The sequence below is a fragment of the Pseudomonas cremoris genome (assembly GCF_014230465.1).
On record NZ_JAAXCY010000005.1, the window covers coordinates 246,823 to 267,703 of the forward strand.

19 protein-coding genes are annotated in these 20,881 nt (G+C 61.6%); 13 read left to right on the plus strand and 6 right to left on the minus strand.

Going from position 1 to position 20,881, the window contains the following annotated elements:
* The first annotated feature begins 196 nt into the window (after window positions 1-196).
* From HF257_RS14215 to HF257_RS14265, 11 genes are all read left to right on the plus strand, one after another.
* Window positions 197-538 (plus strand): hypothetical protein, encoded by a 342-nt coding sequence (locus HF257_RS14215; protein WP_185706533.1) that lies wholly within the window; start codon window positions 197-199, stop codon window positions 536-538.
* A 195-nt stretch (window positions 539-733) separates the two neighbouring features.
* Window positions 734-1,930 (plus strand): SfnB family sulfur acquisition oxidoreductase, encoded by a 1,197-nt coding sequence (locus HF257_RS14220; protein ID WP_185706536.1) that lies wholly within the window; start codon window positions 734-736, stop codon window positions 1,928-1,930.
* A gap of 11 nt (window positions 1,931-1,941) precedes the next feature.
* The gene (locus HF257_RS14225) at window positions 1,942-2,268 is read left to right on the plus strand and encodes an acyl-CoA dehydrogenase (RefSeq protein ID WP_185706538.1); all 327 of its coding nucleotides are present in this window, start codon (window positions 1,942-1,944) and stop codon (window positions 2,266-2,268) included.
* Window positions 2,268-3,683, plus strand: a complete 1,416-nt coding sequence (locus HF257_RS14230; protein WP_185706540.1) for an LLM class flavin-dependent oxidoreductase — start codon at window positions 2,268-2,270, stop codon at window positions 3,681-3,683. Before HF257_RS14225 ends, HF257_RS14230 begins: the two co-directional genes overlap by 1 nt.
* Window positions 3,684-3,816: 133 nt before the next feature.
* Window positions 3,817-4,719, plus strand: coding sequence for an AMP-binding protein (locus tag HF257_RS14235; RefSeq protein ID WP_185706542.1), 903 nt, complete (start codon window positions 3,817-3,819; stop codon window positions 4,717-4,719).
* Entirely contained in the window at window positions 4,716-5,486 is a 771-nt protein-coding gene (locus HF257_RS14240) for an ABC transporter ATP-binding protein (RefSeq protein WP_185706544.1), read from the plus strand. Before HF257_RS14235 ends, HF257_RS14240 begins: the two co-directional genes overlap by 4 nt.
* Window positions 5,486-6,367, plus strand: coding sequence for a branched-chain amino acid ABC transporter permease (locus tag HF257_RS14245; RefSeq protein ID WP_185706546.1), 882 nt, complete (start codon window positions 5,486-5,488; stop codon window positions 6,365-6,367). Before HF257_RS14240 ends, HF257_RS14245 begins: the two co-directional genes overlap by 1 nt.
* Window positions 6,368-6,371: 4 nt before the next feature.
* A complete protein-coding gene (locus tag HF257_RS14250) occupies window positions 6,372-7,421 on the plus strand; it encodes a branched-chain amino acid ABC transporter permease (protein ID WP_185706548.1) in 1,050 nt (349 codons plus the stop codon).
* A gap of 19 nt (window positions 7,422-7,440) precedes the next feature.
* A complete protein-coding gene (locus HF257_RS14255) occupies window positions 7,441-8,781 on the plus strand; it encodes an ABC transporter substrate-binding protein (RefSeq protein WP_185706550.1) in 1,341 nt (446 codons plus the stop codon).
* Between the two features lie 3 nt (window positions 8,782-8,784).
* Complete coding sequence (locus HF257_RS14260; protein ID WP_185706552.1) at window positions 8,785-9,552, plus strand: ABC transporter ATP-binding protein; 768 nt, start codon at window positions 8,785-8,787, stop codon at window positions 9,550-9,552.
* Window positions 9,553-9,564: 12 nt separating this feature from the next.
* Window positions 9,565-10,959 (plus strand): FAD/NAD(P)-binding protein, encoded by a 1,395-nt coding sequence (locus HF257_RS14265; RefSeq protein WP_185706554.1) that lies wholly within the window; start codon window positions 9,565-9,567, stop codon window positions 10,957-10,959.
* Between the two features lie 143 nt (window positions 10,960-11,102).
* Here the strand turns inward: HF257_RS14265 and HF257_RS14270 are convergent, their stop codons facing one another.
* The 4 genes from HF257_RS14270 to HF257_RS14285 are packed head-to-tail and all read right to left on the minus strand — an operon-like array spanning window position 11,103 to window position 15,714.
* Entirely contained in the window at window positions 11,103-12,350 is a 1,248-nt protein-coding gene (locus HF257_RS14270) for an efflux RND transporter periplasmic adaptor subunit (protein WP_185706556.1), read from the minus strand.
* On the minus strand, window positions 12,340-13,818 hold the full coding sequence (locus HF257_RS14275) for a TolC family protein (protein ID WP_185706558.1): 1,479 nt from the start codon (window positions 13,816-13,818) through the stop codon (window positions 12,340-12,342). Before HF257_RS14275 ends, HF257_RS14270 begins: the two co-directional genes overlap by 11 nt.
* Window positions 13,811-15,010, minus strand: a complete 1,200-nt coding sequence (locus HF257_RS14280) for an ABC transporter permease (protein WP_185706561.1) — start codon at window positions 15,008-15,010, stop codon at window positions 13,811-13,813. The genes HF257_RS14275 and HF257_RS14280 overlap by 8 nt, the downstream gene beginning before the upstream one ends.
* Window positions 15,007-15,714, minus strand: coding sequence for an ABC transporter ATP-binding protein (locus HF257_RS14285; protein WP_185706563.1), 708 nt, complete (start codon window positions 15,712-15,714; stop codon window positions 15,007-15,009). The genes HF257_RS14280 and HF257_RS14285 overlap by 4 nt, the downstream gene beginning before the upstream one ends.
* A gap of 357 nt (window positions 15,715-16,071) precedes the next feature.
* Between HF257_RS14285 and HF257_RS14290 the strand changes: the two genes are divergently transcribed.
* Entirely contained in the window at window positions 16,072-16,833 is a 762-nt protein-coding gene (locus HF257_RS14290) for a TetR/AcrR family transcriptional regulator (RefSeq protein WP_185706565.1), read from the plus strand.
* Between the two features lie 180 nt (window positions 16,834-17,013).
* Here HF257_RS14290 and HF257_RS14295 read toward each other — a convergent pair whose 3' ends face one another.
* Window positions 17,014-18,072 carry an FUSC family protein gene (locus HF257_RS14295; RefSeq protein ID WP_185706567.1) on the minus strand — a complete coding sequence of 353 codons (1,059 nt, stop codon included), beginning with the start codon at window positions 18,070-18,072 and terminating at the stop codon, window positions 17,014-17,016.
* Window positions 18,073-18,224: 152 nt separating this feature from the next.
* Window positions 18,225-19,841, minus strand: coding sequence for an NADP-dependent glyceraldehyde-3-phosphate dehydrogenase (locus HF257_RS14300; RefSeq protein WP_185706569.1), 1,617 nt, complete (start codon window positions 19,839-19,841; stop codon window positions 18,225-18,227).
* A gap of 138 nt (window positions 19,842-19,979) precedes the next feature.
* Here HF257_RS14300 and HF257_RS14305 point away from each other — a divergent pair, with 138 nt between their 5' ends.
* Window positions 19,980-20,843, plus strand: coding sequence for a Dyp-type peroxidase (locus HF257_RS14305; RefSeq protein WP_185706570.1), 864 nt, complete (start codon window positions 19,980-19,982; stop codon window positions 20,841-20,843).
* Window positions 20,844-20,881: the final 38 nt, after the last annotated feature.

Here is a 20,881-nt window from a genome sequence, read left to right on the forward strand (position 1 = left end):
CGTCCGCAGAGGGTGTTATCAACGATAGGCTGATAATAAAATGGTTGAAGTCCATTTGCCCCAGCTACTTTTCAGCAATAGCTCGTTCGTGGCCGCCTATCACGTGCGCATTGACGATCGTAAGTATTTTTCACACTCGGCTGGCTATGAAATTGTTAATGATTAGCCAAGTGCCAGACCATATGAGGGTATTTCGATGAGCGGATATATTATTCCACGCAACAACTTGTTGGAGGCAGGCACAATTGAGCCTTCAAATAATAATGTTATTTCACGTGCGGCCATCGCGGGTGGCAAGGCGATGTTTTATATCCCCATTTATGATGATATTAGTATGGGTGATACGGTGAGTGGGTATATAAGCACCGATGGCGATTGGCATTTTGCGGTAGAGGACCAGATTACTTCTCTGGTTGAGAGATTCAAAGTGGAAGTGCCTGACGTGATCTTTGCCTCTCCTGTTACACGGGCGACGGTGACTTACATCGTGAATTGCCAAATCCGTTCGGACGCGACGGAATACAAGGTGGTCGATTAAGCACGGTGATGATCGGCAGGCGGGTCTGGTTGCATGCAGTGCTGTTGCTGGAGCAACAGCAGTTAGGCACTTTGTCGATTCATGCTTACAGTTGTTTGGTTAATTTTCCAGTAAATGACTGATTTTATTGAGGATCAATAACGGGCACGACTCCTGCAATCACTCCAGTATTCCTTCGGAGCCTGGAGTCGGCCCATGTCAGCCCACCCTCTACACCCTGCCCACATCATCCGCTCGGACGCGGAGGCCATCGAGGTGGCGACCCGTCTGGCTGAACGCTTTGCCGTTGATGCCAGCGCGCGTGATCGCGAGCGCCGTTTACCGGTGGCCGAGCTTGACGAATTTTCCGCCAGTGGCCTGTGGGGCATCACCATTCCCAAAGCCTACGGCGGTGCCGAGGTGTCCTATGTAACGGTGGCCGAGGTGATCAAGTTGATCTCCGCCGCCGACCCGTCCCTGGGGCAGATTCCGCAAAACCACCTGGGCGTGGTGGACATCCTGCTGCAAACCGCCACCGAGGAACAAAAGCGCTACTACTTCGGCAAGGTCCTGGCCGGCTACCGTTTCGGCAACGCGTTCTCCGAAGCCAAGAGCAAGAACGCCGGCACCTTCGATACGCAGATTCGCTTCCACGGCGACACCGCGCAAATCAACGGTGAGAAGTTCTACTGCACCGGCGCGCTGTTCGCCCATATCGTGCCCACCGTCGGCAACAACGAACAGGATCAGGCCTTTATCGCGTTCATCGAGCGTGATGCTCAAGGCTTGAACGTGATCGACAGCTGGGACGGCTTCGGCCAGCGCACCACCGCCAGTGGCGGCGTGACCCTGGATGGCGTCAGCGTGCCGCGCAGTGCCGTGATCCCGGCCCACCTGGCCTTCGATCAACCCACCGCCAACGGTCCGATTTCGCAGATTATCCAGGCGGCCGTCGATACCGGTATTGCCCTCGGCGCCCTGGAACACGCGAAAATCTATGCTCGCCAAGCGCGCCCGTGGATTGACAGCCAGCAGGAGCACGGCTGGCAAGACCCGTTCACCATCGCCGCCATCGGTGATCTGGAATGGCGCGTACACGGCACCGAAGCCATCCTCGCCAAAGCGGGTGAAGCCGTGGACCGCGCCCTCGCCGAACCGAGCGAAGACACGGTAGCCCACGCCTCGCTGGTCGTCGCCCAGGCCAAAGTGCTGTCCGCCGAAACCGCCTTGCTCGCCAGCAGCAAATTGTTCGAACTGGCCGGCACCCGCTCGGTCACCGGCAAGCACAACCTCGACCGCTTCTGGCGCAACGCCCGCACTCACACCCTGCACGACCCGGCCCGCTGGAAATACCACCTGATCGGCAATTTCGTGCTCAACGGCGTGAAGCCTGCGCGCCACGCCTGGAACTGAGGAGCTTACCCATGACCGCCCTGAATCTTGCGCGCCAATTACTGGACAGCACTCGCCGCCATGTGGAGACCAGCGCCGACCCCTACGTGATCAGCCGCTTTGGCGACTTGCAGATCCGCGTCGATGTGGCCGCCGCCTTGCTCGAACGCGCCGGAACCCACCCAAGCCCCGTGGCCGCGACCGAAGCGCAAATCGCTGCTGCCGAAGCCTTGATTGCCGCCAGCAACGCCGAATTCGAACTCACCGGCCAACGCACCGCGCTACCCGCGACCCTCGACGACCCCCTGCGCGCCAAATACCAGATCGTCGGCAACTACCACCTCAACGGAGTGCTTTGATGTCCCGTGAAATCCGCTTGAATGCCTTCGACATGAACTGTGTCGGCCACCAATCCCCTGGCCTGTGGGCGCACCCGCGTGATCGCTCTTGGCAGTACAAGGACCTGGAATACTGGACCGACTTGGCCAAGATCCTTGAGCGCGGCAAGTTCGACGGCCTGTTTATCGCCGACGTGTTGGGCATCTACGACGTGTACAACGGCAACGGCGACGCAGCGATTCGCCAGGCCGCCCAGGTACCGGTCAACGACCCGCTGTCGTTGATTGCACCGATGGCGCTGGTCACCGAACACTTGGGTTTTGGCCTGACCGCCTCGCTGTCTTTCGAGCACCCGTACCCGTTTGCCCGCCGCCTCTCGACACTCGATCACCTGACCAAAGGGCGGATCGGCTGGAACATCGTCACGTCTTACCTGGAAAGCGGTGCAAAAAATATCGGCCAGAAAGCCCAGACCGAACACGATGCGCGCTACGACTACGCCGAGGAATACCTGGAGGTCTGCTACAAACTCTGGGAAGGCAGCTGGGAAGAGGGCGCGGTACTGCGCGATCGCGAGCGGCGGATCTTCAGTGACCCGAGCAAAATCCACGAGATCCGCCATGTCGGCAAACACTTCCAGGTGCCCGGCATTCACCTGTGCGAGCCATCCCCGCAACGCACGCCGGTGCTGTACCAGGCCGGTGCGTCCAGCCGCGGCAAACAGTTCGCTGCCGAACAGGCCGAGTGCGTATTTGTTGCCGCGCCGTCCAAGGTGCTGCTGAAAAAAACCGTCGCCGACATCCGCCGCCGCGCCGCCGAGGCCGGGCGTGATCCAAAGAAAATCCTGATCTTCAACCTGCAGACGGTGATCGTCGACGAGACCGACGCCAAGGCCAAGGCCAAGTTCGAAGAGTACAAGTCCTACGTCAGCTACGAAGGCGCGATGGCGCTGATTTCCGGCTGGACCGGTATCGACTTCAGCCAGTTCAAACCGGATGAGCCGCTCAAGCATGTGCACACCAACGCCATTCAGTCAGCGGTAGAGGCCTTCTCCACGGCCGATCCGAACAAGGTCTGGACGCCGAATGAACTGGCCGACTGGGTCGGCATCGGCGGCTTTGGCCCGTTGTTCGTCGGTGGCCCGGAAACCGTGGCGGACCTGCTGCAGGAGTGGGTCGAAGAGACCGACGTGGACGGCTTCAACCTCGCGTATGCGCTGACTCACGAGACGTTCGTCGACGCAGTGGAATGGTTGGTGCCGGAACTGCAAAAGCGTGGTGTGTACAAGACCGAATACGCCCAGGGCACGTTGCGCGAGAAGTTGTTTGGTGAGGGCGCGCGGTTGGGTGCCAATCACCCAGGCGCCGGCTATCGCGACTTGTCGGGTTCACACAAAACCAATGTGGGAGCGGGCTTGCTCGCGAATGCGGACTGACATTCAACATGATTGCTGACTGAACCACCGCTTTCTCGAGCAAGCCCGCTCCCACAATTTTGCCCTGCGTCAATTCAAATAACTTGGCCAGCGGACCACCGCACGCACACCCCCCAATAGGAGCTTTACCCCTATGAGCGTGCACGAACTCAAACGCCCGCAGGTTTTGGAATGGCCTGCCGAACTGCTCGGCCATCTGTCCAAGGCCCTGGAGCAACTGCACCACTGGGCGCAGATCACGCCGCTGCACACCGCCCTGCGCCACAAACGCCAGGGCCAGTGGTATGCGTGGCGCTGGATCGACGTGTTACGTGATGTGGAGCGCCTGGCCGATGGCTTGCGCCAGCACGGTTTCAGCGAGCAATCGCGGCTGGCCCTCAGCGGCGCCTTCGAACCGAACCTGCTGCTGTTGGCCCTGGCCGCCCAGACTATCGGCGGCCAGGTGCTGACGCTGGCGGACACACTGGAACCGGAAGCGTTGCAACAGCACCTCTGGCGTATCCGTCCCACCCATTCCTACGTGCAAAATCGCCAACAGGCACGGCATTGGCAAACGGCCAACCCGTTGGGTTTTGCCCAACTGCTCGGCCCTGTGGACCCCGCACAACATCTCATCCGCTGGTGGCAACCCAGCGGCGAAACCGCGTTGTGGAGTGAAGAGGGCACCGATTGGCAGGGCGGCCTGGCGGTGGTGCTGGAGCAGTGGTTGAACAGCGGCCACGGGTTGGCCTTCCCGGAAAGCCTGGGCTCGGCGCAACGTGATCGTCGAGAAGTGGCCCCCACCGGCCTGCTGTTGTCGCCCGCCCGCTTGCAGCATTTGGCCGATGAGATCGAAAGCCGCCTCGCACCCCACGGCACCTGGCGCCGACGCTTGTGTGACTGGGCCATCGCCCACCCGCACAGCGGCCTGCATCGCCTGCTGAAAAACCGCGTGCGCAAACTGCTGGGCTTCCAACGCCTGGCCTATATCTGGCAACCCCTTAAATCCACTCCTTCGCCTGCGTGGCTGGCTGAATTCAAACGGGATATCGCATGAGCCAAGCCATCCTTCAGGTGCGAGACATCTCGCTGTCGTTCAAAGGGGTCAAGGCCATCAATGCCTTGTCCTTCGACGTGCAGCGCGGCGAGATCTGCGCGCTGATCGGGCCTAACGGTGCGGGCAAGAGTTCGTTGCTCAATGTGCTCAACGGCGTGTATCGCTTTGATGCCGGCGAGATCGTTTTCGAAGATCAGCACTTTCACCGCATCGACCCGTTGGGCGCTGCTCGTCGTGGTATTGGCCGAACCTTCCAGAACAACGCGTTGTTCAAGAAGATGAGCGTGCTCGACAACATCCTCACCGGCCTGTCACGGCACATGCGCAGCACCTTTATCGAACAGGCCCTTGGCTTGCCCCGCGCCCGGCGTGAGGCGCAAGCCTTCCGCCTGCGCGCCCAGGGCATCCTCGAATTCCTTGAACTGCAAGCCCATCGCGATGTGCTGGTGGGCAACCTGTCCTACGGCTTGCAAAAACGCGTGGAGCTTGGCCGGGCGTTGATCGCCGGTCCCAGCCTGTTGCTGTTGGATGAACCGATGGCCGGGATGAACGCCGAGGAAAAACAGGAAATGGCGCGCTTTGTCGCCGACGTCAACCGCGACCTCGGCACCACGGTGGTGTTGATCGAACACGACATCGGCGTGGTGATGGGCCTGTCCGACCATGTGGTGGTACTTGATTACGGGCGCAAGGTCGGCGACGGCACACCCGCCGAGGTGCAGGCCAACCCCGAGGTGATTGCCGCCTACCTGGGAGCCGTGCACTGATGACCTTCTTCTTTGAAACCCTGCTCGGCGGCCTGCTGGCCGGCACCATGTATTCGCTGGTCGCGATCGGTTTCGTACTGATCTACAAGGCCAGCGGCGTGTTCAACTTTGCCCAGGGCTCGATGCTGCTGTTCGCCGCGCTGACCTTTGTCAGCCTGCATGACCAGGGCGTTCCGTTCGCCTTCGCGCTGCTGCTGACGGTCATCGTGATGATCGTCGGCGCCTTGCTTATCGAACGCCTGGTGCTGCGGCCGCTGGTGAACCGTTCGCAGATCACCTTGTTCATGGCGACGCTGGGCCTGTCGTTCATCATCGAGGGCCTGGCCCAAGGCTTGATGGGCTCGCAGGTACGCGCCCTGGACCTGGGCATCGACGACGTGCCTCTGTTCATCGGGCCGCTGATGCTCAGCCAATTCGACCTGATCGCCGCTGCCGCCGCGGTGGTGTTGGTGACGGTATTGGCGCTGCTGTTCAACAAGACCCGTATCGGCGTATCGCTACGCGCCGTGGCGGATGACACCACGGCGGCGTTGTCTATCGGTATCAACCTCAACCGTATCTGGCAGATCGTCTGGGCGGTGGCCGGTGTGGTCGGGCTGGTGGCCGGGCTGCTGTGGGGCGCGCGCCAGGGCGTGCAGTTTTCGCTGTCGCTGGTGGTGCTCAAGGCGTTGCCGGTGTTGATCATCGGTGGCTTCACCTCGATTGGCGGGGCGATTGTCGGTGGGCTAATTGTCGGCGCGGCGGAGAACCTGGCCGAGGTGTATATCGGCCCGTTGATCGGCGGCGGTATCACGCCGTGGTTCGCGTATGTATTGGCCTTGGCCTTCCTGTATATCCGTCCCGCCGGCCTGTTCGGCGAGCGCGCCATCGAGCGAGTCTGAAACCATGTCGATCCCTATTGCTCAAGAAACCGCGCCGTTGCTGCTGGTCCAGCGGCGCATCCCTTGGGGCCTGCTCGGCCTGTTGGCACTGGCGTTTATCGTGGTGCCGCTGTGGGGCAATGACTATTGGCTGAATGCGATCCTGATCCCGTTCCTGGTGCTGTCCCTGGCTGGGCTGGGGTTGAACCTGCTTACCGGCTACACCGGGCAAACCTCGGTGGGCGCGGCGGGGTTCATGGCCGTCGGCGCGTTTGCTACGTATGGATTCCTGCTGCGTCTGCCAGAGTTGGGCTTGCCGGTGGCGCTGCTGGGGGGCGGGATCATCAGCGCATTGGTCGGTTTGCTGTTCGGCTTGCCCAGTTCGCGGATCAAGGGTTTCTACCTGATGGTCACCACGTTGGCCGCGCAGTTTTTCCTGGAATGGCTGTTCGTCAAATTCCCCTGGTTTTACAACTATGGATCGTCCGGGGCCATCTCGGCGCCAAAGCTTGCGCTGTTCGGCCATGACCTCAATACGCCGCTGGGCCGCTACTTGCTGACGTTGGTGACGGTGGTCGTGCTGACCTGGACCGCTATCAACCTGGTGCGCAGCCAAGTCGGGCGCAACTGGATGGCGATCCGCGACATGGACACCGCCGCCGCCGTGGTCGGCATCCCCGTGGTGCGCTACAAGCGCCTGGCGTTTGCGGTCAGCTCGTTCTACCTGGGCATTGCCGGTGCGCTGTGGGCCTTTGCCTACCTGGGCACGGCCAGTGCCAGCAGCTTCGACATCAACCGCTCGTTCCAGATCCTGTTCATCATCATCATCGGTGGCATGGGCAGCATCGCCGGCAACTTCGTCGGTGCGGCGTTTATCAGCCTGTTGCCGATCTTTCTCAGCCACGCCGGGCAAGCCTTGTTCGGCGGTTCGGTGGATGCGGGGCAGTTGCAGAACCTGCAGAAAATCATCTTTGGCGTGTTGATTATCGTGTTCCTGATCAAGGAACCCGAGGGCTTGATTCGCCTGTTGCACAACCTGCGTGACCGTGTGCGGCAGTGGCCGCTGCGTTTCTAACCCCACAAGAGAATCCTTCATGCGTGCATCTTTGAAACGTTCCTTCGCCGGTGCTGCCTTTGCACTGGCGGCATTGGCCGGTGCTGTGCCCCAGGCCGTGGCTTCGCCAGACCAGCAGTTCATTCCCTTGGCTACCTACCGCGTCGGCGCCTATGCCTCCAGCGGCGTGCAGGTGTGGGCCGGGATGATCGACTACCTGCGTTATATCAACGAGGTCGAAGGCGGCATCAACGGCGTCAAATTGGTGTGGCAGGAATGCGAGACCGAGTGGACGGCAGAGAAGGGCATCGAGTGCTACGAGCGCTTCAAGAATGGCCTGGATGGCGCGCCGGTGGCGGTGTACCAGCCCAATGGCGCGCCGGCAGCCTATGCGCTGAGCGAGCGGGCGGAAGTGGACAAGATCCCGTTGATCACCCTCGGCTATGGCCGCACCGAAGCCACCGACGGCACGGTGTTCCCCTACAACTTCCCGGTGATGCTGACCTTCTACAGCGAGGCCTCGACCTTGGTGAACTACATCGCCCAGCGCGAGGGCGGGTTCGACAAGCTCATGGGCAAGAAGATCGCCACGGTCTACCACGACTCGGCCTACGGTCGCGAAACCCTCGGCCCGCTGAAATTGCTCGCCGAAAAGTACGGCTTTGAAAACATCCAGATTCCGGTCGCCGATCCCGGCAACGAGCAATCCGCGCAATGGCGCCAGGTACGTCAGGCCAACCCGGATTGGGTGTTCCTGCGCACCTGGGGCGTGTCCACCCCCGTCGCCGTGAAGACCGCCGCCCGCTTCGGCTTCCCGGTGGACCATATCATTGGCGATATCTGGGCCAGTTCCAGCGAAGACGTATTGCCTGCCGGCGCCGCTGCCAAAGGCTACCTGGCGCTGACGCCGTACCCGGCAGGCAGCGACTTCGAGATCCACAAACGCCTCAAACAGTACGTCCTCGACAAGGGTCACAGCGACCTCAAGGATTTGAAAAACTTCGGCAGCGTCTACTACAACTCAGGCCTGGTGAACGCCGCCGTGGCGGTGGAAGCGATCCGCACCGGCCAAGCCAAGTTCGGCAAGCGCCCGCTCAATGGTGAAGAAGGTCGCTGGGGCCTGGAGCACCTGAATATCGATGACGCACGGTTGAAAGCCATGGGCTATTTGGGCCTGATGCAAAACCTCAAGCTCTCGTGCCGCGATCACGAAGGCGGCGGTTCGGCAAGGGTGCAGCAGTGGGACGGGGCCAACTGGACCCTGGTGAGCGAGTGGATTGCTGCCGACCGCGCATTACTGCGTCCGCTGATCGACGAAAAGTCTGCCGCGTTTGCCAAGGAAAAAGGCCTGACGCCACGCACCTGCACCGGGGATGAATAAACCATGAGCCAGCCCGCCACCGACGCTGCGAACCCATCGCTACTGACCGTCAACGACATTGAAGTGATCTACGACGGCGCGATCCTGGCGGTGGCCGGGGTGTCGTTGCAGGTGCCCAAGGGTGCCATCGTGGCCTTGCTCGGCGCCAATGGCGCCGGCAAGAGCACCACCCTCAAGGCCATTTCGGGGTTGGTGCGGGCCGAGCGCGCCGAGGTCAGTCGAGGGGTGATCGAATATGCAGGCCTGGACCTGGCGGGTGTCGATCCCAGCCAGCGCGTGCGTCAGGGCATGGTCCACGTGTTGGAAGGCCGCCATGTGTTCGGCCAACTGAGCGTGGAAGACAACCTGCGCAGTGGCGGCTTTGTACGGCGCTTGAGCCGCAAGGACATGGAGCACGACCTGGAACGTATCTACGCCTGGTTCCCAAGGCTCAAGACCAAACGTCACACCCGTGCCGGCCTGACCTCCGGCGGCGAGCAGCAAATGGTCGCCATTGGCCGTGCGTTGATGACCCGTCCTACTTTGGTACTGCTCGATGAACCGTCCATGGGTTTGGCGCCTATGATCGTGCAGGAGATTTTCGCGATCATCGCGCAGCTCAATCGCGAGCAGCAGGTGAGCTTTTTGATCGCCGAGCAGAACATCAACGTCGCGCTGAACTATGCGTCCCACGGCTACGTGCTGGATACTGGCCGAGTGGCCTTGAGTGGTAGCGCCGCCGAATTGCTGGCGCGGGGCGATTTGCATGACATTTATCTGGGTAAACAGTAAAGGCGAACTTGCATGACTGAATCCATCCGCAACGCTGATGTCCTGATCATCGGCGGCGGGCTAAGCGGCACGATGCTCGCGGTACAACTGTTACGCCTGCCGGGCCAGCGCAAGATCCTGGTGATCGAACCGCGCGCCGAGCTTGGCCGTGGCGAGGCCTACAGCGCCGTCGAACTGGGCCACACCCTGAACGGCAATGCGGCGCGCATGAGCGTCGATCCCGACAACCCCGACGACCTGACGCAATGGCTCACCGACTACATCGGCGCCGGTGGTTGGCCGGAGTCGGACCAGCAGCACGTGCCGATCAGCGAATTGTTCCCGCCTCGCGGGATCTTTGGCTTGTATGCGCAGCAACGGCTGGCCGAAGCCAAGGCGCTGTCGGCGTCCACGGTTGCGCATGTGCGCGGCGAAGTGGTCGACCTGCAAGTCGATGAAACCTCGACGCTGCTGACCCTCGATAACGGCCAGCAACTGCGTGGAGCGTTTGCTGTATTGGCCACCGGTATGTTCCCGGCGGCGCGCACGCCACAGACCGAGTCCAGCGGTTTGAACGCGGCGGCGGTAGACCCATGGGACGTGCAAACCATGACGCGGATCGACCCGCACGCCACGGTGCTGATCATCGGTTCCGGGCTGACCATGGTGGATGCCGTGGTGTCCCTGGAACAGGCTGGGCATCGCGGTCCGATCGAGATTTTTTCGCGCCACGGCCTGCTGCCCCATGTGCGTCGGCAGCCGCCGAGCTGGGTCGACTTTCTGGGCGAAGACCACCGCCTGCGCAGCCCTCGCCAGTTGCTGCGCGAGGTGCGCCGCCAATGCCGGATTGCGCAGGCGCAGGGCATTGATTGGCAGTCGCCGCTGGACACGGTTCGCGCGCATATCGGCCGCTTGTGGAGCCAGGCCAGCGAGCGTGAAAAACGTCAGTTCGTGCGGCATGTGCGACCGTGGTGGGAAAGCCATCACCACCGTTCGCCGCCGTTGAGTGCGCAGTTGGTGGCGCGGTTGCATGAAGCGGGGCGGTTGCGGATTCGCGCTGCGTCGTTCAAGGGGCTTGAGCCTTCGTCCGACGGCGTGACCATCCGCTTGCGCCACCGTGGCGAGCACGCCATTACGCAAGTGTCAGGTGCCGCGCTGATCAATTCCAGCGGCATCGAATACGACTGGCGCCGCGTGGCCCGGCCGTTGCCGCAGCAGTTGCTCAAGCGTGGGTTGATCCAGCCCGGGCCGTTGGCGTTGGGGATTGCGGCGGATAAGTCGGGGGCGGTAGTGGATGCGGCGGGGCAGGTGAGCCAAAGACTGTTTGCCATGGGCCCGCCGTTGCGTGGGGTGTGGTGGGAAAGCACGGCGGTGACCGATGTGGCGATTCAGGCCAAGGCGCTGGCCCTGAGGCTCACTACCCTCTAAACATGGACCTGTAGTGAGCGGGCTCGCCCCGCGCTGGGTGGCGAAGCCGCCCCAAATCCTGGCACTTCGGTTTTACTTGAAAACCGTGTCGACTCGATTGGGGCGGCTTCGCCACCCAGCGCGGGGCGAGCCCGCTCACTACATTACCGTGAGGTTTTCACAAAGCCGGGTTTCAGGCCAAACACCTCGACGCCTTGCGGAGTTGACTGTCCAGTAGTGACTTTCACCCGCTCCACCGGCTTGTCCATCGTCTCCCGGTATTCCACCTCACCGCCCGTGATCGCTTGCGCCGGTACTACAATCGCCTGCTCATTGTTGTAGGTCACAATGGTCAACCGCGCGCTCATGCCCAGCCGCACGCGCTGCAACTGCTGCGGCGTAAGCTTGGGAATCGACAGGGTCACCGGAAACTGCGCACTGCCCGGGCTATCGTTGGCAATCGCCAGCCCACTCACCACGCTGACAGACCCCGTCAGCCGTTCGCCATCGAAGCCGTCACCCAGCACTTCCACCGCCTGGCCCTGGTGCAGCTGGTTGATGTCCAGCTCCGACACCTTGGCGGTGATTTTAAGCCGCTCGATATTGGCCAGGCCAAACAGCACCTGACCCTGGCTGACCTTGCTGCCGGCCTGGACCGGGGCGTTGTTGTTGCCACCGCCCTGGGACGAGGAGCTATTGCCCGGTGCAGGCACCACGATTCCGGAGAACGGCGCCTTCACCTCCCGGCCATCAAGCAACTGGTGCAGCGCGTCGTATCGCACGGTGGCGTTGGTCAATTCCATGTCGGCGATCTGGCGGTATTCGCCCTTGCCTTGGTCGAGGGCCTGTTGCAGCTCGCTGCGGGCCGAGACGAGGTCCAGCTGTTGTTGCTGGGTTTGTTGCTTGAGGTCGTCCAGTTCGTTGCGCGGGATGATGCCGCGTTGGAACAGGTTTTCACTTTCGGTGAGTTTGCGCTGAGTGTTGCCGGCGGTCATTTCGGCGGTGCGCAGGGTGCGGCGGGCGCGGGCGACGGCGGGGCTGCTGTCCCAGTCCTGCATCTCTTGCACGGTGCGCCGCGCCTTGAGCTGGGTGGAAAGGGCGTCACGCAGTTGCACTTCAAGGGTGGACGGGTCCATGCGCAACAGCACTTGGCCGGCCTCGACGCGTTGGCCTTGCTCCACCAGGTTGGCCTGCACATTGCCGTCGAACGGCGCGGTGAGGGTGATGGTGGTGTCGGGCTCGATCTTGCCCACCAGGCCGATCTGGTGCACCAGCGGGTCAGGTTTGACTGCCAGCCATTGCTCGGCCGTGTTGGACGATTCGGTGGCCGGACTGCGCAGGCCGAGCAGCCCGACAGCGACAAGCACTAGCACTACGGCAGCGCCGAGCAGGCGTTTTTTATTAGTAGTCATTGAGGGCAATTTCCCAACTTTCCAGCGTCATGCCCAGGGTCAAGTCGAGCTGGGTCTGGGCGTTCAGATAAGCGATCAGCGCATTGAGCTGCGCGTTTTCGGCGTTGCGCAAATCAGTCTCGAAACTCAGCACCTGGAAGTTGGTGGAGCGCCCGGCGCTGAGCTTTTCCCGTTCGATCTCGATCTTGCGCCGTGACAATTCCACGGCGCGCTGGGAGATTTCATATTGGCGCCAACGCGTGCCCAGGTCGCGCACCACGTCGTTGACGTTGCGTTCCAGTGCCTGGCGGGCGTCGGTGATGCGGATCTCCTGGTCTTCCACGTTGACGCGGGCGCGCACCTCGGCCTGGCGCGTGCTGATATCACCGATGGGGATTTGTACCTGTACACCGGCATAGCTGTCCCAGGTGCGATTGTTACTGCTGCCGGCATCGTTGTTGTAGGCATCACGGACCTGGTTTGCACCCGCCACCAGGTCGACCTGCCAACGCCCGGAATCCTTGGCGATCACCAGGTTGAGGTCGGCCTGCTGGCTGCCGAGCAGGGCAGCGAGGTATTCCGGTTGCTGGTTTTGCGCCAGGTTGAACGCCTGGCGTTTGTCGATCTGCATGGGCTTGGCTTCCAGGGCTTCGCTGGCGCGAACTGGCGTGGACAGGTCCAGGGCCAGCAGGCGCAGCAGGGACAGGCGACTGGTATCGAGTTGGTTCTGCGCTTCTTCCACACCCAGTTGCTGGGTGGCGATATCGGCCTCGGTCTGAACGATTTCAAATTCGGCCATGCGCCCGGCGGCGATCAGCGCCTTGTTCACTTCCAGCAAGGTGCCCGAGCGTTTGAGCGCGTCCTGCACGATGGTCAGTTGTTCTTGTGCGCGCAATAGCTCGCGGTAGGTGGCGATGATCTGGCTGATGGTTTGCGCCACGGTGGCCTTGAGGTTCAGCCGGTTGGCCTGCTCCGACAGGCGCGACAGGCGCAGCGGCGCGGTGGTGGCGTCCCAGCCGGCGCCACGCATCAACGGCTGGATGATCGCCAGGTCGAGGCCATCGCTGCGGTAACGGCCGGCGCGGTCGGCGTTGTTCAGTTGCTGGGTCCAGGCCATGCTCAGGCGTGTGCCGTACTCGCCGAGCAGGCTGGTAGCGGGCGCCACATTGGCGTTGCGTGCGTTGTCGGCGGAGCCACGGCTGCTGCGGTAGTAGCTGTTGAGGGTGAGCTTGGGGTTGAAGGCGTCTTCGGCCACGCGCAGGTCGAATTTCTGCGCCACCCGCTGCAGGTAAGCACTGCGAATCGCCGGGTTGTTGCGCAGGCCCAGGTAGACCGCATCCCCCAAGGTCATGGTGGTGACCTGGGCATTCAACGACACGCCACGGTCGTAGCCGCTGCGGGTGCTGCTGGGCGCCGAAGGGTTGATCACCACGTTGGTGGCCATGGCAGGCAGGCTTACAAACGTCAGCAGCACGAGCCATTTATTCATCGCGCAGGGCCTCCACCGGTTGCAACCGTGAGGCTGAGACCGCCGGGTAGATGCCAAAGAACAATCCCACCAGCAAGGTACTGCCCACCCCCAAGGGCAGCGCGGCGACCGCCAGGGAGAACGCCCAACCCGACAGCCAGGCGTAGAACCACGCGGCGGTCATGCCCAGCACTGCGCCGCACAGTGCACCGACGGCGGTGAGCGTGACGGCTTCAAGCAGGAACAGGTTGCGGATATCCCGCTGGCGCGCACCCAGGGCCATGCGGATGCCGATCTCGCGGCGCCGCTCCGAGACGTTCATCAACATCACATTCATCACCCCGACGCCGCCGCCCACCAGGGAAATCGCCCCCAGCGCCAGCAACAGGTAGGCGAAGGTTCGGCTTTGGCGGGTCATGCCGTCGATCATTTGCTGGGGCACCTGGATGTCGACTGTGTGGTCGGGGAGTTGGCGTTGCAACGCTGCCGCTGCGTTCTCTGCCATGCGTTCCATGTCTTGGCCGGGCAGGGCGCGGATGATGACGTTGCCGATCTGCGGGCTGGCGTAGATGCGGCGCATGCCTTCAGCGGGCATAAACAATGATTCGCCGCCCTGAATGGGCATCAGCAGCGCGCGGGGTTGGTCGTGCAAGATACCGATAATCAGGAACAGGTAATCGTTGATGCGCACTCGGTCGCCCAGCTTCAACGGGGCGCTGGGGGAGCTCAGTGCTTGAGCGACCTGGGCACCGATCACGGCGTAGGTTTCATTGGCGTCGAAGTGCGACAGGAAGCGGCCTTCGCTCAAGGTCAGACGCATGGCCTGTTGGATGTCGGACGTGCTGCCGACAAAGTTGGCATTGGTGGTGCGTCCATTGAACACAGCCGGCCCACTGAACAGGCTGATTGCGCCGATATGGGCGATGCCCGGCACGGCTTGGCGCACGGCGTCGAGGTCCAGGTGCGTGCGCATGGGGCGGTTGCTGCCGACTTTGCTAGGGAACTGTGCCACCAGGGTGTCGGTGCCCATGTCCTTGAAGATCATGGCGGCATCCACCGCCGCGTTGTGGCCGATGTTGATCAGCGCCACCACCGACGAGCTGCCGATCACGATGCCCAGCAGCGCCAGCACCGAGCGCTTGCCCAGGGTGCGCAAGCTGACGAACGCTTCATGCAGCAATTGGCTGAGGCTCTGCTCGACCCGCAGGCTCATGGGCGTGCGTCCTCGTGGACGACGCCGTTGCGCACCAGAATCTTGCGTTCCAGGCGCTCGGCAATATGCGGGTCGTGGGTGACGATGATCAGTGTGACCTGTTGCTCACGGTTCAGCGCCAGGAGCAGGTCCATGATGTCCTGCGCGGTGGTGCTGTCGAGGTTGCCGGTGGGTTCGTCGGCGAGGATCACCGAGGGCTTGCCGACTAACGCGCGAGCGATGGCGACCCGTTGGCGTTGGCCGCCGGAGAGGTCGGCAGGGCGATGATGGGCGCGGTCGGCCAGGCCGACCTGATCGAGCATGCGCAGGGCTTGCTCCACCGACTCATGGCGCGACACGCCGCGATAACTCAAGGGCAGGGCGACGTTGTCCAGGGCGCTCAGGCGCGGCAGCAAGTTGAAGCTCTGGAACACGAAGCCGATCTGCTGGTTACGAATCGCGGCCAATTCATCCGGGGTGGCGTTGAAAATGTCGTGGCCGGCAAAGTGGTACTGGCCGCAGTTGGGCAAGTCCAGCAGGCCGAGGATATTGAGCAGGGTGCTTTTACCGGAGCCGGAGGCGCCGAGGATGCCGCAGCTGTCGCCACTGTCGATAGACAGGCAGACGTCATTGAGAATGGATAGGTGTTGCCCGGCCAGCTGATAGCTTTTGCCGATGCCTTGCAGGCAAATCAAGCCTGGGTGCGCGGGGTTATCTGTCATCATGACTACGCCTTCAGTCTCGACGGTGCCGTCATGCCCCCGGTAAAGGCTTGTAACAAGTTCGGGAGCTGCCTGGTACGCGTCACGGACTGGTTTTATTTCTTGTTTTTAAAATATTGTTTGAATAGTAACCGCCTTCCATGCGGTTCGCCAGCCGTGGAGGTAGAGCGGTTTTACCCTTTGAAACGATTTTTCCAGGGGCGTTACGGGCCTTCCAAAACCCCTTCGACTACCCTCAGCGAGCCCGCAGGCAAAGGCTTTGGATAATATGGCGGTGTGTCACTACTTGCTTTCGACGGACGGCCCCGGTATAAAAAATCAAATTATTTTTTAAAACAATATTTCCGTCGTGGAACTCTTATGGTCGCGAAGAAACTCAGCGCTCCAAACGTTACCAAAACTCGATTGCTGGATGCGACTGAGGCCCTCTTCATTAAGTACGGATACGACGCTGTTTTGTTGCGGCAGATTACCGAGCGTGCCCAGGTCAACCTGGCTGCGGTGAACTACCACTTCGGGGACAAGGATTCCCTGATGCAAACCCTGCTGAAACAGCGCCTGGAGCCGCTCAACGAGCAGCGCCTGGAACTGCTTGCGCGCTGTGAGGCCGAGTCCGATGGCCCGCTGGACTGCGACACGCTGCTGGGTGTGCTGTTTGCCCCGGCCATGGGCCTGGAGCGTAGCGATCCGGCCAGTGCCAACGGGGAAGGGCGTTCGTTCATCCGGTTCCTGGGCCGTGTCTACAGCGACACGTCGCCGTTTATCCAGGAATACCTCAAGGTGCACTACCAGCCGGTGTTCCAGCGCTTCTTCGAAGCCTTCGCCCTGGCTTTGCCAGACCTGCCGCGTAACGAACTGGGGGTGCGCCTGCAATTTGCCCTCAAGGCGATTTCCGGCGTGATGGCCGGTACTGAGCTGCGGCTGTTGATGAATTCCATGAGCCTGGGCCGCCCGGCTACGGATGCCGAGGTGATGGCCAAGCTGATTACCCTGGTATCGGCGGCGATTCGCGTGCCACAACAAAGCCCGGAAGCCGAAAACGCGTTGGCCAAGGTGCTGGATACCCAGCGAGCCATTCGTGAGCAAGCGGCGGCGCCCACCGCTGTAAAGGCGACGCGATAAGCCAAATTCGAGGCAAAAAAAACCCGCTGGGGCGGCGGGTTTGATGTGCAACGTTTGTAACGGATGAGGCTTCACACTACGTTCCGGGATGTGAATAAAACGTGAAAACTTTGTAAGGCAAAGTGTGAAAAATTTGAGAATTGTAAAAAAGTCGGAAGTTTACGATTGCACCTGTCGGGTTCAGATTTTCCAGTGGCCAGCGCTCTTGGCCAGCCGCTGGCGCATGCCATCCACATTTTGCGCCAGCTGCAACGTCAATAGCCGGTAGCCATCCAACGCGCTGTAAACCGGCGCATCCAGCGCGGGTTCAATGGCGGCATGACTCGGCCGCTCCAGCCGCTCCGTCACTCCCGACTTCAGCGCCCGCGCCATTCCCACCAGTTGCACCCGGATCTGCCGGTGCTCGGCTTTCAGCATCACCTGCATCCGTGCCATTGCCTGTTCGTCCCGAGGGTCTGGGCGGGTATTGCCGAGAATCTCCAGGGTGCTGATGCACATGCGCAGATGGCGTTGGATGGCATCCAGCTCCGTCATGGAGATGCGCACTTCCTTGGACACCGAGGGCATCAGCGAACGTAGTTGCAGCATCGCCGCATTCAAACGGTTGAGCAGCTTGAAGTGTTCATCATCAGTCACCGACCGGCCACTGATGATCCGGCTATAGATTTCGGCGCAATCACGCAATGCACTGGCCAAGTTGTAGCGCCACGAATACACGGCGTACAACGGCAAGGCGAACGAGAAGGCCAGGGCCAACACAATGCCGATCAGGATATCCACGGTGCGCCACAGCCCGTCCGACACCGGGTTGTCGCCATGCCCGGCGACGATAAACACGGTAATCGCCGACAGCAGCGCGATGTAGCCGCCCTTGCCGATGGCGTGATAGGAAAAGAACCCGCACACCACAGACATCAGCAGATATGTCAGCAGCGGCTGGCCCAGGTACGCCTGTTGCACCACCAACAGCAGACCCACGCTGGCGCCGATCAACGTGCCATAGGCGCGTTCCACGGCTTTTTTGCCGATGTTGCCGTGGTGCTGCAAACCGCCGATCACGATCAGCATGGTCACCGACGCCCACTCGCCGTGGGGCAGGTTGATGCCGGTGGTCAGCAGGATCGTCGCCAGCAGGCCGATGGACACGCGCACCGCGTGGATCAGCTTGGCATGGCGGTAGCGGCGGTACGGGTCGAGCAGCGGGCGCAACAGGCGCCGGGCAAACATGGGCAGGTTCATCGGTAGTTAAGGGGCCTCGATATCAGGGATGTGCTCGATCTAAATGTGGGAGCGGGCTTGCTCGCGAATGCGGTGGTTCTGTCACTGATGTGTTGAGTGACACTCCGCATTCGCGAGCAAGCCCGCTCCCACATTTTCAATCAGCGTCGCACTCAGAATATGTAGTCGGTCGTCAGGAAGCTCGAGTCACGGTTTCGCAGAATATCGCTGACCAACGCCTTGTTGCTCTCCTGGAACTTGGTCGCCACCAGGGTACGGATCGAGAACACGCGCAACGCGTCATGTACCGACAGCGTGCCTTCGGCCGAGTTCTTGCGGCCGTTGAATGGGAAGGTGTCCGGCCCGCGTTGGCACTGGGCGTTGATATTGATACGGCCGACTTGGTTGGCAAAGGTGTCCACCAAGCGCCCGACTTCCTCAGGGTTGGTGCCGAAAATGCTGAGCTGCTGGCCGAAATCGGAGTCCAGTACGTATTCGATCACCGTCTCCAGGTCACGGTAATGCACGATCGGCACCACGGGGCCAAACTGTTCCTCGTGGTACACGCGCATCTTTGGGTTCACCGGGTACAGCACCGCGGGGTAGAAGAACGAACCTCGGCTGGTGCCGCCATTGTCATTCACCACCTGCGCGCCGTGCTGCGCAGCATCGGCCACCAGGCCATTGAGGTAATCCACCTTGCCCACTTCCGGCAACGGGGTCAGCGACACACCGTCTTCCCAAGGCATGCCGGGCTTGAGTGTGGCCAGTTTCTTGTTGAATTTCTCGATGAAGCTGGCAACCACGTCTTCGTGCACAAACAGGATTTTCAGCGCAGTGCAGCGCTGGCCATTGAACGACAGGGAGCCGGTGACTGCCTCGCTCACGGCATTGTCCAGGTCCACCTCGGGCAACACGATGCCAGGGTTTTTCGCGTCCAGGCCCAATGCCGCGCGCAAGCGGTGGGGCTTGGGGTGCAGCTTTTTCAAGTCACTGGCGGCCTTATTGGTGCCGATAAACGCAAAAATGTCGATCTTGCCGCTGGCCATCAACGCACTGACGGTTTCGCGGCCGCTGCCGTAGATCACGTTGATCACCCCGGCCGGGAAGCTGTCGCGGAACGCTTCGAGCAATGGGCGTATCAACAGCACGCCCAGCTTGGCCGGCTTGAACACCACGGTATTGCCCATGATCAGCGCCGGGATCAACGTGGTGAACGTCTCGTTCAGCGGGTAGTTGTAAGGGCCCATGCACAGCGCCACGCCCAACGGCACGCGACGGATTTGACCGAGGGTGTCCTGTTCCAGCTCGAAGCGGCTGGAGCGGCGGTCCAGCTCCTTGAGCGCATTGATGGTGTCGGTGATGTAGTCGCAGGTGCGGTCGAATTCTTTCTGCGAGTCCTTGAGGTTCTTGCCGATCTCCCACATCAGCAGCTTGACCACCGCGTCGCGTTGTTCACGCATGCGGCGCAAGAACGCCTCGACGTGCTGGATACGATCGGCCACGCGCATCGTCGGCCACTCTCCCTGGCCTCGGTCGTAGGCGCGCACGGCAGCGTCGAGGGCGGTGAGGGCTGTCTCGGCATCCAGCAGCGGCGTGCTGCCGATATGCACCCGTGTATCGCCAAGCTGCACCGGGCTCTGCACTTGGGCCAACGGGCCGTTCCACACCTGCAACTGGCCGTCGACCAGGTAATCACGCTGTTCAATGGGCGCCGCCAGGCGAAATTGTTCGGGAATATCGGCGGCGGAGGCTGGAAACAGCTGGGCGAGCAGGTTGCTGGTGGTCATGTCGCTACCCCTGGAATAGTTGCAAAACATGACTAGAGAGTCACCCAACACAGGGCTCTATGGCAAGGCTTGTGCGCTTTCTCCTACGCAGCGCGCTGATCGCCGGTTAAACTGCGCGGCTTTCTTGAAGGAGTTCACATGAGTCACTACCAGCCGGGCATTCTTGCCGCACCGGTGCCGTTGCAGGCACGCCATCTGTTTTTTGCCGTGGATTCCCTGGCTGCCGTACCCGCTGCGCTGGACGCGCTGGTGCAGTTGACCGATTCGGCGGCAGTGGTTGGTTTTGGCGAGCCGCTGGTAACCGCACTGGGGGCACGCATCGATGGCCTGCGCAGCTTCCCTGCGGTCAGTGGGCCCGGCGCGCATAACCCATCCACCCAGCACGCGTTGTGGGTGTGGTTGCACGGTGTAGACCGCGGTGAACTGTTGCTGCGCAGCCGCGCGTTTGAAAAAGCCCTGGCCCCGGCGTTCAGCCTGGTGCAGATGACCGAAGGCTTCCGCTACAAGACCGGTTTCGACCTCACCGACTACGAAGACGGCACCGAAAACCCCCACGACGATGCCGCCGTTGAAGCCGCCCTGACCGACAGTGGCGCCAGCTTTGCCGCGATCCAGCAATGGCAGCACGACCTCGACGGTTTCGCCGCACTGCCAGCCCAGGAGCGCGACCACATCATCGGCCGCCGCCATGGCGACAACGAAGAACTCGACGACGCCCCCGAATCCGCGCACACCAAGCGCACCGCCCAGGAAAGCTTCACCCCGGAAGCCTTCGTGGTGCGCCGCTCGATGCCATGGGCCGAGAACGGCCAGGCCGGTTTGATGTTCCTCGCGTTCGGTCATTCGTTTGATGCATTCGAAGCGCAATTGCGCCGCATGAGCGGGCTGGAAGATGGGATCGTCGACGGCCTGTATCGCATCAGCACGCCGTTGACCGGTGGTTATTACTGGTGCCCGCCGATCAACGCGGGGCGCCTGGACCTGAGTGCAGTGGCAAGCTGATCACTCACCCCCAAGCCATAAAAAACGCGCCATGACCC

Excerpts from the sequence above, each read along its gene's own strand:
- HF257_RS14305 (WP_185706570.1), top strand. The coding sequence starts at position 19,980 with ATGAGTCACTACCAGCCGGGCATTCTTGCCGCACCGGTGCCGTTGCAG.
- HF257_RS14250 (WP_185706548.1), top strand. The coding sequence starts at position 6,372 with ATGTCGATCCCTATTGCTCAAGAAACCGCGCCGTTGCTGCTGGTCCAG.
- HF257_RS14230 (WP_185706540.1), top strand. The coding sequence starts at position 2,268 with ATGTCCCGTGAAATCCGCTTGAATGCCTTCGACATGAACTGTGTCGGC.
- HF257_RS14225 (WP_185706538.1), top strand. The coding sequence starts at position 1,942 with ATGACCGCCCTGAATCTTGCGCGCCAATTACTGGACAGCACTCGCCGC.
- HF257_RS14215 (WP_185706533.1), top strand. The coding sequence starts at position 197 with ATGAGCGGATATATTATTCCACGCAACAACTTGTTGGAGGCAGGCACA.
- HF257_RS14235 (WP_185706542.1), top strand. The coding sequence starts at position 3,817 with ATGAGCGTGCACGAACTCAAACGCCCGCAGGTTTTGGAATGGCCTGCC.
- HF257_RS14270 (WP_185706556.1), bottom strand. The coding sequence starts at position 12,350 with ATGACTACTAATAAAAAACGCCTGCTCGGCGCTGCCGTAGTGCTAGTG.
- HF257_RS14290 (WP_185706565.1), top strand. The coding sequence starts at position 16,072 with ATGGTCGCGAAGAAACTCAGCGCTCCAAACGTTACCAAAACTCGATTG.
- HF257_RS14275 (WP_185706558.1), bottom strand. The coding sequence starts at position 13,818 with ATGAATAAATGGCTCGTGCTGCTGACGTTTGTAAGCCTGCCTGCCATG.
- HF257_RS14295 (WP_185706567.1), bottom strand. The coding sequence starts at position 18,072 with ATGAACCTGCCCATGTTTGCCCGGCGCCTGTTGCGCCCGCTGCTCGAC.
- HF257_RS14260 (WP_185706552.1), top strand. The coding sequence starts at position 8,785 with ATGAGCCAGCCCGCCACCGACGCTGCGAACCCATCGCTACTGACCGTC.
- HF257_RS14255 (WP_185706550.1), top strand. The coding sequence starts at position 7,441 with ATGCGTGCATCTTTGAAACGTTCCTTCGCCGGTGCTGCCTTTGCACTG.
- HF257_RS14245 (WP_185706546.1), top strand. The coding sequence starts at position 5,486 with ATGACCTTCTTCTTTGAAACCCTGCTCGGCGGCCTGCTGGCCGGCACC.
- HF257_RS14285 (WP_185706563.1), bottom strand. The coding sequence starts at position 15,714 with ATGATGACAGATAACCCCGCGCACCCAGGCTTGATTTGCCTGCAAGGC.
- HF257_RS14240 (WP_185706544.1), top strand. The coding sequence starts at position 4,716 with ATGAGCCAAGCCATCCTTCAGGTGCGAGACATCTCGCTGTCGTTCAAA.
- HF257_RS14300 (WP_185706569.1), bottom strand. The coding sequence starts at position 19,841 with ATGACCACCAGCAACCTGCTCGCCCAGCTGTTTCCAGCCTCCGCCGCC.
- HF257_RS14265 (WP_185706554.1), top strand. The coding sequence starts at position 9,565 with ATGACTGAATCCATCCGCAACGCTGATGTCCTGATCATCGGCGGCGGG.
- HF257_RS14220 (WP_185706536.1), top strand. The coding sequence starts at position 734 with ATGTCAGCCCACCCTCTACACCCTGCCCACATCATCCGCTCGGACGCG.
- HF257_RS14280 (WP_185706561.1), bottom strand. The coding sequence starts at position 15,010 with ATGAGCCTGCGGGTCGAGCAGAGCCTCAGCCAATTGCTGCATGAAGCG.